Annotated in this window: 13 protein-coding genes and 1 pseudogene; 8 read left to right on the top strand and 6 right to left on the bottom strand. The window is 58.8% G+C overall.

Annotated elements, in window-relative coordinates:
* The 4 genes and pseudogenes from flgH to PMI18_RS11630 form a co-directional block, all read right to left on the bottom strand.
* A pseudogene (gene flgH / locus PMI18_RS30460) lies at positions 1-144 on the bottom strand (flagellar basal body L-ring protein FlgH); the annotation flags it as partial.
* A gap of 52 nt (positions 145-196) precedes the next feature.
* A complete protein-coding gene (gene flgG, locus PMI18_RS11620) occupies positions 197-982 on the bottom strand; it encodes a flagellar basal-body rod protein FlgG (RefSeq protein ID WP_007902511.1) in 786 nt (261 codons plus the stop codon).
* Between the two features lie 45 nt (positions 983-1027).
* The gene (locus PMI18_RS11625; RefSeq protein WP_007902508.1) at positions 1028-1768 is read right to left on the bottom strand and encodes a flagellar basal body rod protein FlgF; all 741 of its coding nucleotides are present in this window, start codon (positions 1766-1768) and stop codon (positions 1028-1030) included.
* A gap of 313 nt (positions 1769-2081) precedes the next feature.
* Positions 2082-3641 (bottom strand): sigma-54-dependent phenylalanine hydroxylase transcriptional regulator PhhR, encoded by a 1560-nt coding sequence (locus PMI18_RS11630; RefSeq protein WP_007902506.1) that lies wholly within the window; start codon positions 3639-3641, stop codon positions 2082-2084.
* Between the two features lie 448 nt (positions 3642-4089).
* Here PMI18_RS11630 and phhA point away from each other — a divergent pair, with 448 nt between their 5' ends.
* The 6 genes from phhA (at position 4090) to PMI18_RS11655 (ending at position 8549) form a co-directional block, all read left to right on the top strand.
* Positions 4090-4881: a phenylalanine 4-monooxygenase gene (phhA, locus tag PMI18_RS11635; protein WP_007902504.1), complete on the top strand. Its 792-nt coding sequence runs from the start codon at positions 4090-4092 to the stop codon at positions 4879-4881.
* Between the two features lie 69 nt (positions 4882-4950).
* The gene (locus PMI18_RS11640; RefSeq protein WP_007902503.1) at positions 4951-5307 is read left to right on the top strand and encodes a 4a-hydroxytetrahydrobiopterin dehydratase; all 357 of its coding nucleotides are present in this window, start codon (positions 4951-4953) and stop codon (positions 5305-5307) included.
* Positions 5307-6500 (top strand): amino acid aminotransferase, encoded by a 1194-nt coding sequence (locus PMI18_RS11645; protein WP_007902502.1) that lies wholly within the window; start codon positions 5307-5309, stop codon positions 6498-6500. The genes PMI18_RS11640 and PMI18_RS11645 overlap by 1 nt, the downstream gene beginning before the upstream one ends.
* Before the next feature lie 312 nt (positions 6501-6812).
* The gene (locus PMI18_RS31740) at positions 6813-6944 is read left to right on the top strand and encodes a hypothetical protein (RefSeq protein WP_007902501.1); all 132 of its coding nucleotides are present in this window, start codon (positions 6813-6815) and stop codon (positions 6942-6944) included.
* A gap of 74 nt (positions 6945-7018) precedes the next feature.
* Positions 7019-7201 (top strand): hypothetical protein, encoded by a 183-nt coding sequence (locus PMI18_RS11650; protein WP_007902494.1) that lies wholly within the window; start codon positions 7019-7021, stop codon positions 7199-7201.
* Between the two features lie 103 nt (positions 7202-7304).
* Positions 7305-8549, top strand: coding sequence for an MFS transporter (locus tag PMI18_RS11655; protein WP_007902486.1), 1245 nt, complete (start codon positions 7305-7307; stop codon positions 8547-8549).
* Here PMI18_RS11655 and arfB read toward each other — a convergent pair.
* Both arfB and PMI18_RS11665 read right to left on the bottom strand, forming a co-directional pair.
* Complete coding sequence (gene arfB / locus PMI18_RS11660; RefSeq protein WP_007902485.1) at positions 8546-8959, bottom strand: alternative ribosome rescue aminoacyl-tRNA hydrolase ArfB; 414 nt, start codon at positions 8957-8959, stop codon at positions 8546-8548. The genes PMI18_RS11655 and arfB overlap by 4 nt on opposite strands.
* A 222-nt stretch (positions 8960-9181) precedes the next feature.
* Positions 9182-10603 carry an amino acid permease gene (locus PMI18_RS11665; protein ID WP_007902484.1) on the bottom strand — a complete coding sequence of 474 codons (1422 nt, stop codon included), beginning with the start codon at positions 10601-10603 and terminating at the stop codon, positions 9182-9184.
* 933 nt (positions 10604-11536) lie between these two features.
* Between PMI18_RS11665 and PMI18_RS31260 the strand changes: the two genes are divergently transcribed.
* Together PMI18_RS31260 and PMI18_RS11675 are read left to right on the top strand one after the other, a co-directional pair.
* A complete protein-coding gene (locus PMI18_RS31260; protein ID WP_007902483.1) occupies positions 11537-11674 on the top strand; it encodes a hypothetical protein in 138 nt (45 codons plus the stop codon).
* A 67-nt stretch (positions 11675-11741) separates the two neighbouring features.
* A complete protein-coding gene (locus tag PMI18_RS11675; RefSeq protein ID WP_007902480.1) occupies positions 11742-12707 on the top strand; it encodes a hypothetical protein in 966 nt (321 codons plus the stop codon).
* Positions 12708-12885 lie beyond the last annotated feature (178 nt).

Below are 12885 nucleotides of genomic sequence, written 5' to 3'. Positions count from 1 at the left end.
GGAGCCGTTATTGGCGGCAGCCGGCAGCGGCGTGCGCGGCAACACCGGGGCGTAGTAAGGGTCATTGGGCTTGGGCGGCGGGGCGACGCAGCCCGCGAGCACGACGGCCCCACTCAGTGCCAGAACAGATACAAAGCGATTCATGACCCTACCTCACGGTATTGCAGGCGACCTCATGGTCGCCTCATAGACTTGATTACAGATTCTGCGTTACGAACGAGAGCATCTGGTCGGCGGTGGAGATCACCTTGGAGTTCATCTCGTAGGCGCGCTGAGTGGTGATCATGTTGACCATCTCTTCAACGGTGCTGACGTTGGACGTTTCCAGGGTGTTCTGCAGCGTGGTACCGAAACCGGCGAGGCCCGGGGTACCGACTTGCGGCGCGCCACTGGCAGCGGTTTCCAGGAACAGGTTGTTACCCACCGCTTGCAGACCGGCCGGGTTGATGAAGTCGGCGGTTTGCAGGTTGCCGATCACCTGGGAGGCCGGGTTGCCGGCAACTGTGACGGACACGGTGCCGTCACGGCCGACGGTGAAAGTCTGGGCGTCGTTCGGAATGACAATGGCCGGCTCCAGAGCGAAGCCGCTGGCGTTGACGATCTGACCGTTGGAATCCAGGTGGAACGTACCGTCACGGGTGTAGGCCGTGGTGCCGTCCGGCTGCAGAATCTGGAAGAAACCGCGACCGTCGACGGCCAGGTCAAGCGGCTGCTCAGTGGTTTGCAGGCTGCCGGCAGTGAAGTTTTTCTGGGTGCCGACGATGCGCACACCGGTACCCACTTGCAGACCCGACGGCAATTCGCTGTCTTGGGTCGACTGGGCACCTGGCTGGCGTTTGATCTGGTACAGCAAGTCCTGGAACTCGGCGCGGTCACGTTTGAAACCCGTGGTCGATACGTTCGCAAGGTTGTTGGAAATGGTGGTGAGGTTGGTGTCCTGGGCGGACAGACCTGTTTTGGCAACCCATAGAGCCGGAAGCATTCGATTCTCCTCGTGCGCCTGTTTTACGGCGCGACGTTCTGATAATTAGCTGATCTGCAAGACCCGAGCCATGGCCTGGTCATCGTCTTTGGCGGTGTTCATCATCTTGATGTGCAGCTCGAATTGCTTGGCCAGCGCCAGCACCGAAGTCATTTCTTCCACGGCATTGACATTGCTCGACTCCAGAAACCCGGACACCAGTTTGACGTTGGCATCGGCTTGCGCCGGCTTGCCGTCCTTGGTGTGGATCGAACCGTCCAGGCCTTTGGTCATGTTCTTGAAGTCCGGGTTGACCAGTTTGATGCGGTCGACTTCGGCCATCACCCGTGGACCTTCGCCCATCGCACGAATGCTGATGGTGCCGTCTTCGCCGACTTCGATTTGCTGCTCGGGCGGCACGGCAATCGGCCCGCCATTGCCTACCACCGGCATACCATTGCCGGCACGCAACACGCCCAGGGCGTCAACGTTCAGGCTACCGGTGCGCACGTAGCTTTCACCGCCATCAGGGTTCTGCACGGCGATCCAGCCATTGCCCTGCACCGCGACGTCGAGGTCGCGACCGGTTTGCACCAGCGCACCCGGGGAGAAGTCGGTGGCCGGACGCTCGGTCATGGCAAACGCACGCGCCGGAAAGCTGTCACCAAACACCGGCATCGAACGGGCCTGTTCCAGGTCCTTCTGAAAACCGTTGGTAGAGATGTTCGCCAGGTTGTTGGCATGAGCCTTCTGCGCCAGTGCATTCTGGCTGGCGCCGGTCATTGCCACATAAAGGTACTTGTCCACACTCTTTCCTCTGCATGCCGGACGTTTGCCGCCCACCGCTGTACTGCTGAGCCATAAGCAATTTGCAGACCAACTTTTTTTTGGCGGCGCAGGGCCCGGCAAACAAAGGACTTGAGGGATTCAGAGGGGATTGGGGGAATGTATCGAAGACGAAAAACCGGCGGTGTTATGCCGCTTCGCGGCAATCCTCAGTTTCCGTCACCTGCTCGTTCCCACGCTCTGCGTGGGAATGCCTCAATGGACGCTCTGCGTCCGCTCTTGGGACGCGGAGCGTCCCGGGCTGCATTCCCACGCAGAGCGTGGGAACGATCAGTCAGGTGTTATCTTTACCAACCTCATACTCACGCAACTTGTTGGCAATGGTGGTATGCGAAACCCCCAGCCGTTTGCCCAGTTGCCGACTGCTCGGATGCTCGGAATACAAACGCTCCAGCACCGCTTTCTCAAAGCGCCCGACAATCTCGTCCAAACCACCCTCAAGAGAAAAATCGCCAAGCGGCTGACGCACGCCGTAGTCCGGCAGGCGAATATGCTCGGCTTTGACGGTGCCGCCGTCGCACAGGGAAACGGCCTGGAACAGTACGTTTTCCAACTGCCGCACGTTACCCGGCCAATGATAATGACTGAGCCGCTCCATCGCCGCCGGCGCCAGTTTCGGCAACGGGCAACCGATCTGCCGACTGGCCTGATCGAGGAAGTGCTCCACCAGCGGCGCCAGTCCGTCGAGGCATTCGCGCAGCGGCGGGATGTGCAGCGAGAGCACGTTCAAACGGTGGTACAAATCCTGGCGAAACTCACCGCGAGCGCACAGTTCGGACAAATCCACTTGCGTTGCGCAGATCACCCGCACATCCAGATAGACCTCTTCATCGCTGCCGACACGACGGAAGCAACCGTCCTGCAGAAAGCGCAGCAATTTCACCTGCAAGCGAGGGCTCATTTCGCCGACGCCGTCGAGGAACAACGTACCGCCCGCCGTCAGCTCCAACAGCCCAAGCTTGCCTTCGGCCCGCGCCCCTTCGAAGGCGCCAGGGCCGTAGCCGAACAATTCGGTCTCGGCCATGGACTCCGGCAGACCGGCGCAGTTGAGCGCCATCAATGGTGACTGCCCACGCGGACTCGCCAGGTGGCAGGCCCGCGCCAACAACTCTTTGCCGGTGCCGGTCTCGCCTTCTATCAATAGCGGCGCATCAAGTGGCGCCATGCGCCGCGCCTCGCGCACCACCGCTGCCATCACTTTCGAGCTTTGGAAAATGCTGTCGAAGCCGCGCAATTCCTGTTTGCGCACGTTATAGATGCGCTCGCCCACCCGGTCCGCCCGGTGCAACGTCAACACCGCACCGGCCATGGCCTCGCTTTCGTCATGCTCCGATTGCAGCGGCGCGATGTCGGCGAGAAACACGTCGCCCTTGACCTTGACCCGCAAGCCGTTGATCCGCGACTTGTTGGCGCGCACCAGTTCCGGCAAATCAAAATCCTCGGCGTACCGCGACAGCGGAATCCCCGGCACCTCATCCACCCGTACCCCGAGCAACTGCGCCGCAGCACGGTTGGCCGCGACGATGGAGCCGCCCATGTCGATCGACAGCACCGGAAACTCCAGGGCACCAAGCAAGGCATTGAGTTCCATGTGTCGACGCTCGCTGGGCATCAGCCCTACGCGTTTGACGCCGAATACCCCGCCAATCGCCTCGAACTTCGGACGCAACGCCTGGAACTGAATGTTGATCAGGTTCGGGCAGTGCAGGTAGATCGCATTGCCGTGCTCACCGCCCACTTCGCCGCGAGCGACGTTGATCCCGTACTCGACCAGCAGATTGAGAATGTCGCGCAGGATGCCGATGCGGTTTTGGCAGTGAACTTTGATACGCATATAAAGGCCCACAAAACGGTGAGTGAGGTTGATGCCCAGCGCACAACCTGTGGGAGCGGGCCGTGGCGAGGGGGCTTGCCCCCGTTGGGCTGCGAAGCAGCCCCAAAATCTCTGATGCACCAAAGACCTTGTGAGTGCTGCGCACTCAAACGGGGGCAAGCCCCCTCACCACAGCCCGCTCCCACAGAGGTACTTGGCAGACCGACGTATTTTTCTGCCGAGGCACTCAAATAGTCGTCAAGATTATGTGACACCTGTGAGCCATTTCAAACCCGCAAATATCAATACTTACGCCACAGCGGCCAATCCGTAACGAATATTTTACGAAAAGCGCAGATTTTTCCTACTCACAACTCAGATCACCTGCTGCAACACCGCACGCCTTGGGGTATTTCTAGGTCCATAGCTGTACACACAACAAGAACGAATCCCCTAGCAGGAGAGCAGCATGAAGCAGACGCAATACGTGGCTCGTGAGCCCGATGCGCAAGGTTTTATCGACTACCCCGCCGAAGAACACGCGGTGTGGAACACGCTGATCACTCGCCAACTGAAAGTGGTCGAGGGCCGTGCGTGCCAGGAATACCTGGACGGTATCGAAAAACTCGGTCTGCCCCACGACCGCATTCCGCAACTCGGTGAAATCAACAAGGTCCTCGGTGAAACCACCGGCTGGCAGGTTGCCCGAGTCCCCGCACTGATTCCCTTCCAGACCTTTTTCGAATTGCTGGCGAACAAGCAGTTCCCGGTGGCGACGTTTATTCGTACCCGCGAAGAGCTGGATTACCTGCAAGAGCCGGACATTTTCCACGAGATCTTTGGCCACTGTCCGCTGCTGACCAACCCTTGGTTCGCCGAATTCACCCACACCTACGGCAAACTGGGCCTCCTGGCTTCCAAGGAAGAACGCGTGTACCTGGCGCGCCTGTACTGGATGACCATCGAGTTCGGCCTGGTCGACACGCCACAAGGCCTGCGCATCTACGGTGGCGGCATTCTGTCCTCGCCCAAAGAAACCGTTTACTGCCTGTCGGACACGCCTGAGCATCAGGCCTTCGATCCGCTGGAATGCATGCGCACGCCGTACCGCATCGACATTCTGCAACCGCTGTACTTTGTCCTGCCGAACCTCAAGCGCCTGTTCGATCTGGCCCACGAAGACATCATGGGCATGGTCAAGCAAGGTATGCAGCTGGGGTTGCGCGCACCGAAATTTCCGCCAAAGCCCAAAGCGGCCTGAGCAGATCCCGCTCGCGACTTGCGCGCAAAGATAGTAATTTCCAACAAGAATCGAATTCAGGAACACACCATGAACGCTCTGAACCAAGCCCACTGCGAAGCCTGCCGCGCCGACGCCCCTCAGGTCAGCGACGAAGAATTGCCGATCCTGATCAAGCAGATCCCTGACTGGAACATCGAAGTTCGCGACAGCGTGATGCAGCTGGAAAAAGTTTTCCTGTTCAAGAACTTCAAACACGCACTGGCGTTCACTAACGCCGTCGGTGAAATCTCCGAGGCCGAAGGTCACCACCCGGGCCTGCTGACCGAGTGGGGCAAAGTCACTGTGACCTGGTGGAGCCATTCCATCAAAGGCCTGCACCGCAACGACTTCATCATGGCCGCGCGCACTGACGAAGTGGCGAAGAACGCCGAGGGCCGCAAATAATGCATTTCGACGCCATCGGCCGAGTGCCCGGCGACCCGATTCTCGGCCTGATGGAGGCCTATGCGCTGGACCCTAATCCGCGCAAATTCGACCTTGGCGTGGGTGTCTACAAAGACGCCCAGGGCCTGACGCCGATCCCCGAAGCAGTGAAACTCGCCGAGCAGCACCTGGTGGATCGTCAATCCACCAAAACCTACATTGGCGGCCACGGCAATATAGCGTTCGGCAAAGCCATCAATGAGTTGGTGCTTGGCGCTGATTCGGCGCTGATCGCCGAACAACGGGCCGGCGCCACTCAGACGCCGGGCGGCACTGGCGCATTGCGTTTGAGCGCCGACTTCATCGCCCAATGCCTGCCGGGCCGTGGCGTGTGGTTGAGCAACCCGACCTGGCCGATCCACGAAACCATTTTCGCGGCGGCCGGGGTCAAGGTCAGTCATTACCCGTACGTGGGCAGCGATAACCGTCTCGATGTGGAAGCTATGCTGGCGGTGCTCAATCAAGCACCCAAGGGCGATGTGGTGCTGCTGCACGCCTGCTGCCACAACCCGACCGGTTTCGATCTGTCCCATGACGATTGGCGTCGGGTGCTGGACATGGTGCGCAGTCGCGAGTTGCTGCCACTGATCGACTTCGCTTATCAGGGTTTCGGCGATGGCCTGGAGCAAGATGCATGGTCGACCCGGTTGTTCGCCGCCGAGTTGCCGGAAGTGCTGATCACCAGTTCCTGCTCGAAGAACTTCGGCCTGTACCGCGACCGCACCGGCGCACTGATTGTCTGCGCGAAAACCGCCGACAAGCTAGTGGATATCCGCAGCCAACTGGCCAACATCGCCCGTAACCTGTGGTCGACGCCACCGGATCATGGAGCCGCCGTGGTCGCGACCATCCTCGGCGATCCAGAGCTGAAAAGCCGCTGGGCCGACGAAGTGGAAGCCATGCGTTTGCGTATCGCCCAGTTGCGCAGCGGTCTGGTCGAAGCGCTTGAACCCCATGGCTTGCGTGAGCGATTTGCGCACATCGGCGTGCAACGCGGGATGTTTTCCTACACCGGTTTGTCGCCGGAGCAGGTCAAACAGCTGCGCGAGCATCACAGCGTGTACATGGTGAGCTCGGGCCGGGCGAACGTGGCGGGGATTGATGCGACGCGTCTGGACTTGCTGGCCGAAGCTATCGCCGACGTCTGCAAGTAACACGATGCAATGGCGCGCTCCCTGTGGCGAGGGAGCTTGCTCCCGCTCGAGCGCGTAGCGGTCGCAAAAACCGCAACTGAGTTCCAACGCAAACACTCATTGCCTGCATTGGGGCCGCTCCGCAGCCCAGCGGGAGCAAGCTCCCTCGCCACAGTGAATCTTCGCCCCTTACAGACCTGTCTAGACAATCCCATCCGTCGCAACATGCGGATATAAAAGTCTATTTGTCATTTCTCCTGCTGTATCCTGCGCAGGCTTTTTTAAAAGCGCGGATCTACCAGATCTATCAACAGACTTAGCGAGGAGCGCGACATGCACGAGATCCCTAATCTCCCCTTCCCAAGCCTGCACGAAACTGAGCAGACAACCACGCAACAAGCCGGCGCCCAACAGCCCGAGACGAAAGAAGCACCTGAACGCCGCCAGGCCGACAGCGAAGACTGATCCACCCGCACGACCAGACCGTGTGGAAAGCGCTAATATGCGCTTTCCACACCGCCTGAACCTTGAGCTTTCCCATGACCGACGAATTCAGTGCAACCCAGGCCAGCGTCCTGATCGGCACCGCCGAGAAGATGATCGAGATCTGGAACCGCCTTTCCCCCGAGAAGCAAGCCGCGTTGCTGGCCCGCTTCGGCAGCGAAGAAAACGCCTTGGCCGCTCTGGTCACGACGCACCTGGTAGCCCCCGCAAAATCCTGACTATCCCCGTCCGCCAAATAGTTTTACTTTTTCACGCCCTGCGACCGCCCGCGCCGCTATCATAAGCAGCCTATCTATCCTGCTGCCCCGTGGACCTTTACCCATGTCAGAAACCCAGCGCCCCATGGCGGTCACGCTGCAAGTTGTTTCCATCGTCCTGTTCACGTTCATCGGTTACCTGAATATCGGCATTCCCCTGGCCGTATTGCCCGGCTACGTCCACAGCGATCTCGGTTTCGGCGCCGTGATCGCCGGGCTGGTGATCAGCGTGCAATACCTGGCCACCCTGCTCAGCCGCCCTTACGCCGGGCGCATCATCGATAACAAGGGCAGCAAACTGGCGGTGATGTACGGCCTCGCCGGCTGTGGCTTGAGCGGTGTATTCATGTTGATTTCGGCCTGGACGCAAAGCCTGCCGACGTTGAGCCTGATCAGCCTGTTGATCGGCCGACTGGTGCTCGGCAGCGCAGAAAGCCTGGTCGGTTCCGGGTCGATCGGCTGGGGCATCGGCCGGGTCGGCGCGGCGAACACTGCCAAAGTTATCTCCTGGAACGGCATCGCCAGTTACGGCGCGCTGGCGGTCGGCGCGCCGCTGGGAGTGCTGCTGGTGAGTCAACTGGGCTTGTGGAGCATGGGCGTGAGCATCGTGCTGTTGGCCGTTCTGGGCCTGGCGCTGGCCTGGCCAAAAACCGCTGCACCGATCGTTGTCGGTGAACGCCTGCCGTTCATGCACGTGCTGGGGCGGGTGTTTCCTCACGGTTGCGGTCTGGCCTTGGGTTCCATCGGCTTTGGCACCATCGCTACATTCATCACCTTGTATTACGCCACTCAGCAGTGGTCCAACGCGGTGCTGTGCCTGAGCCTGTTTGGCGCCAGTTTTATCGGTGCGCGATTGTTGTTCGGTAACCTCATCAACCGCCTCGGCGGCTTCCGCGTGGCGATTGCCTGCCTGTCGGTGGAAACCCTCGGATTGTTGCTGTTATGGCTGGCACCCGATGCCCATTGGGCACTGGCCGGCGCGGCGTTGAGCGGTTTCGGTTTTTCGCTGGTGTTCCCGGCGTTGGGCGTGGAAGCGGTCAATCTGGTGCCCGCTTCCAGCCGTGGCGCGGCAGTCGGGGCGTATTCGTTGTTTATCGATTTGTCGCTGGGGATCACCGGACCGTTGGCGGGGGCGATAGCTGCGGGGTTTGGTTTTGCCTCGATCTTCCTGTTTGCCGCCCTCGCCGCTTTGAGCGGATTGATGCTGAGCGTTTATCTGTACCGGCAGGCGCCCAAGCACCTTTATGAAAAGCACCTTAATGAAAAGCACCTTAATGAAAAGCACCGCGAAGAAAGAGAAGCGCGCTAGAAATCCACCTTGCCACGCCCTGCCTTGATGCTGCCGCGCTTGGTCTTTGATTCGAGCCGACGCTTCTTCGAACCAAGGGTCGGTTTGGTCGGACGGCGCTTCTTCTCGACCTTGGTGGCACTGAGGATCAACTCAGTCAACCGCTCCAGCGCATCGGCGCGATTGGCTTCCTGCGTGCGATATTGCTGGGCCTTGATGATCAACACGCCTTCGCTGGTGATGCGACTGTCACGCAGCGCCAGCAGCCGTTCCTTGTAGAACTCGGGCAAGGACGAGGCCGGAATGTCGAAGCGCAGGTGCATGGCGCTGGAGACCTTGTTGACGTTCTGCCCACCGGCGCCTTGCGCACGAATGGCCGTCAATTCGATCTCGGCATCCGGCAGATGCACGTTGTTGGAAATCACCAGCATGGAAAAAGGTCCGTATTCAGAACAAGCAGGATACCGCGAATAGACAGAAGGAATGCGGCCCCTGTGGGAGCGTGGCTTGCCTGCGATGAACGATAACGCGGTTTGTCTGATGAACCGCGGCGCCTGAATCGCGGGCAAGCCACGCTCCCACAGGATTTTGCATGGAACCCATAAATGACAAACCCGGCACATGGCCGGGTTTGTTGTTTCTGCGCTTTGCACTTACTTGGCAGCGGAACCTGCGGCCTGTAACGCCTGCTGGGCGCTGCGCTTGTTCTTGATGCCGTAGCAAACCCACATGAACGCGACCCACACCGGAATCGCATACACCGAGATCTGGATGCCCGGGATCAGCAGCATCACGCCAAGGATGAACACCACGAACGCCAGGCAAACATAGTTGCCGTACGGATACCACAGCGCCTTGAACAATGGCGTCTGCTTGGTCTTGTTCATGTGCTGACGGAACTTGAAGTGCGAGAAGCTGATCATCGCCCAGTTGATCACCAGGGTCGCTACCACCAACGACATCAACAGTTCCAGCGCATGTTGCGGAACCAGATAGTTCAGCAGCACCGCGACCAGGGTCACAGCGGCCGACGCCAGGATTGAACGCACCGGCACGCCACGCTTGTCGATCTTCGACAAGGCCTTTGGTGCATCGCCCTGCTCGGCCATGCCCAGCAGCATGCGGCTGTTGCAGTAGGTGCCGCTGTTGTACACCGACAGCGCCGCGGTCAGGACCACGAAGTTGAGGATGTGCGCGGCGGTGTCGCTGCCCAGCATCGAGAACACTTGAACGAACGGGCTACCGCTGTAGGCATCGCCGGACGCGTTCAGCGTCGTCAGCAGGCTGTCCCAAGGCGTCAGCGACAGCAGGACCACCAATGCACCGATGTAGAAAATCAAAATCCGGTAGATCACCTGGTTGATGGCTTTCGGGATCACGGTTTTCGGCTTGTCGGCTTCAGCAGCGGTGAAACCGAGCATTTCCAGGCCGCCGAAGGAGAACATGATGATCGCCATGGCCATCACCAGACCGCTGACGCCGTTCGGGAAGAAGCCGCCGTGTTCCCACAGGTTGGTTACAGAGGCTTGTGGGCCGCCGTCGCCGCTGACCAGCAGGTAGCTGCCGAGCGCAATCATGCCGACGATGGCCACGACCTTGATGATCGCAAACCAGAACTCGGCCTCACCAAAGACTTTGACGTTGGCCAGGTTGATCAGGTTGATCAATACAAAGAACCCGGCTGCCGAGACCCAAGTCGGGATGTGTGGCGCCCAGTAATGGATGTATTTGCCGACCGCGGTCAGCTCGGACATGCCCACCAGAATGTACAGAATCCAGCAGTTCCAACCCGACAGGAAACCGGCAAAACCGCCCCAGTATTTGTGGGCGAAGTGGCTGAAGGAACCGGCGACCGGCTCTTCGACAATCATTTCGCCGAGTTGGCGCATGATCATGAAAGCGATGAAGCCGCAGATGGCGTAGCCGAGAATCATCGACGGGCCGGCGGATTTGAGCACGCCGGCCGAGCCGAGGAATAGCCCGGTACCGATCGCGCCACCGAGGGCGATCAGTTGAATATGGCGATTTTTCAGGCCGCGTTTCAGCTCGCCTGAATGCGAGTTTTGTCCACTCATGAAAAGGGTCTCACGCAAGGTTTGATGATGTTCAGTAGACGTTGCTGCTCGGTTGCGATTTCAAGCAGCGCCGATCAAACCCCAGCGCAGGCACCAGGAGTTCAGCGTTTTTACGACAGTCATGCGTCACCTGTTTGTTTTTATCTGTGACGAAATCGAACCCGACACGCTCGTGACGCGGCGGAGTGAACAAGGCGGATAGCCTTGAGGTTTGCGCTGTTGCGCAGAGGGTCACAGTTAAAACGCGGCGCATTGTACACCTGTAACCCCCTGCTGCCAGACACCGCTGGATCAGCGCGTCGGTTGCCGGGATTGCCTGTGTCCGCCTCGAGGGTCTCGGGCGGCTGCAAAAATTGAGTCAGACCTTTGCAGGTCATCGATGGGGGCAGCGGGAAAATCGCCCCACAGGGAGAGATGGAGATGAGTCACGGCGTTCATTGCGCCTCCTTCTTGTTATGCACCTGCACGACAGGCATGGGGCGCATCTCACCCTTCATACGCTGCTGAAACAAGCGTGCCAGAGCCCTTGAATACCGCCAACAGGCTGGCGGACGGCAGGTTTTCCTTACGCTCCTCTTCCTGGCGGCATTCCACGGGGTTTAAGAGCGCTTTTCGTAAGGTTTTATTGACAAGGCGTAACGTAAATTTTCCAAATCAGATCCAGAAGCCCACTGACTGTAAATTGACGATAGGAAGCTTCCTAAGGAAATGTCCTGCTTAGTTTTCTGTTTTTTATTAAGAAAATTGGCTTTCGAAAAATGGAATAAATAGTTCAAATGAAAATTGTTTAATTATTTTTTTGCATTCCAAAACCCTGTGAACTAGGTTTTCAGCGACTTGCCGAACTGCATCGTCCGGCACGTTGACGCGCTCTTCAACGAGTGAAAAGCACGCCGCTGTTCTTAACCAAAGAAGTCATCTAGGAGATTCACCATGCAAGCACTGGACAAAGACTTGGACACTGAACTGCAACTGGACGATTGGTTTGAAGCACCGACCCATGATGCCGCCGTCGACATGATGCAAGCCGACGCGGTTGTGCCGTTCGGCACGGCGATGTGGCCTCTGTAAGACATCCTGGCAGGCACGATCCGGCCGGTCGTGCCTGCCACTTTCTCGGTTTGTCAGGGAGGACTACATGGATAAGCAACGCGCCATCTCGCATTTCCTTTACTACCTCGAACATCACCCTGCCGTTGCCGGTATCAACCCGGCGAAGGTCTTGCTCGGCCATACCGCTGATTACGAGGCGCACACCTGCGCCATCGCCGCACAGGCCGACAACAGCCCACGGTTCAGCTTCAGCGCGATGCGTCTGGACCTCGAACCCACCGAATTGCTGGCGCAGGCGATTACCGACAGCGATCTGTACATTTTTTTCTATGACTCTTCCACCCTGCCCAACCCGCGTCCCGACGGCCCGGAGTTTGTCCGTGCGCTGCAAGGCGTGATGGCGCAGAACTGGAAGAAGTCATTGCTGTTCAAGGATTACGGCGATTACTTCTACGACACTTTCAGTGTCACCCCACAGCGAATTGCCGGGTTGAACAGCCACTTGATCCAGCGCATGTCCCACGCCACCACCCTGAGCTTCAAAGATGATCATGGGTCGTGGTTCGAAACACCCTTGAGCAGTATCAAGAAGTGGACCGACATCAACGGTATCGGCAACTTCGACCTGGCGCCCGGCGAGATTGCTACTCATAGCGAGGCCATTAATGGCCGGGTGAAGTTTATGGGGACTTTCCTCAGTACGATTCCATTTGCCCGCAAGTACGGCGTATTGGCGTCACCGCTGGAGTTGTGGATCGAGAACTCCACCATCAGCAAAATCGCCACCGATGTGCCGGGGCTGGAACATGACTTCAACAAGTACCTGGACGCCAATCCGTCCAATCGGCGAATCGAGGAGTTGGGGATCGGCACCAACGAAGGCGTGAAAGATTTGTACGCGCGCAATGCCGGGTTCGAGGAGCGCCATTGCGGCTTGCACTTGGGGTTGGGCGGAGGTGCCAAGGGCAGCCATCATCTGGATTTGATCTTCTCTGGCGGCGTGTTGGCGCTGGATGATGACCCGGTGTTTGATCGGCGGTTTGTCTTCTAGCTCCAGTTTTTGAGGTGATGCGGCTGATGCCTTCGCGGGCAAGCCTCGCTCCTACAGGTACAGTGGTGCCCTTGTAGGAGCGAGGCTTGCCCGCGAAGAGGCCCTCATAAACACCGTACAACTAAAACCGGACCTCAAAAAAAACGCCATCCCGAGGCAGACTGTGTGAAAACCTAGC

Origin of the sequence: Pseudomonas sp. GM102, assembly GCF_000282555.1 — a bacterium.
Taxonomy (GTDB): domain Bacteria; phylum Pseudomonadota; class Gammaproteobacteria; order Pseudomonadales; family Pseudomonadaceae; genus Aquipseudomonas.
Note: the sequence above shows the minus strand (reverse complement) of the source record. Positions and strands in the feature narration are given on the sequence as shown.

Excerpts from the sequence above, each read along its gene's own strand:
- flgG (WP_007902511.1), bottom strand. The coding sequence starts at position 982 with ATGCTTCCGGCTCTATGGGTTGCCAAAACAGGTCTGTCCGCCCAGGAC.
- PMI18_RS11630 (WP_007902506.1), bottom strand. The coding sequence starts at position 3,641 with ATGCGTATCAAAGTTCACTGCCAAAACCGCATCGGCATCCTGCGCGAC.
- phhA (WP_007902504.1), top strand. The coding sequence starts at position 4,090 with ATGAAGCAGACGCAATACGTGGCTCGTGAGCCCGATGCGCAAGGTTTT.
- PMI18_RS11640 (WP_007902503.1), top strand. The coding sequence starts at position 4,951 with ATGAACGCTCTGAACCAAGCCCACTGCGAAGCCTGCCGCGCCGACGCC.
- PMI18_RS11645 (WP_007902502.1), top strand. The coding sequence starts at position 5,307 with ATGCATTTCGACGCCATCGGCCGAGTGCCCGGCGACCCGATTCTCGGC.
- PMI18_RS31740 (WP_007902501.1), top strand. The coding sequence starts at position 6,813 with ATGCACGAGATCCCTAATCTCCCCTTCCCAAGCCTGCACGAAACTGAG.
- PMI18_RS11650 (WP_007902494.1), top strand. The coding sequence starts at position 7,019 with ATGACCGACGAATTCAGTGCAACCCAGGCCAGCGTCCTGATCGGCACC.
- PMI18_RS11655 (WP_007902486.1), top strand. The coding sequence starts at position 7,305 with ATGTCAGAAACCCAGCGCCCCATGGCGGTCACGCTGCAAGTTGTTTCC.
- arfB (WP_007902485.1), bottom strand. The coding sequence starts at position 8,959 with ATGCTGGTGATTTCCAACAACGTGCATCTGCCGGATGCCGAGATCGAA.
- PMI18_RS11665 (WP_007902484.1), bottom strand. The coding sequence starts at position 10,603 with ATGAGTGGACAAAACTCGCATTCAGGCGAGCTGAAACGCGGCCTGAAA.
- PMI18_RS31260 (WP_007902483.1), top strand. The coding sequence starts at position 11,537 with ATGCAAGCACTGGACAAAGACTTGGACACTGAACTGCAACTGGACGAT.
- PMI18_RS11675 (WP_007902480.1), top strand. The coding sequence starts at position 11,742 with ATGGATAAGCAACGCGCCATCTCGCATTTCCTTTACTACCTCGAACAT.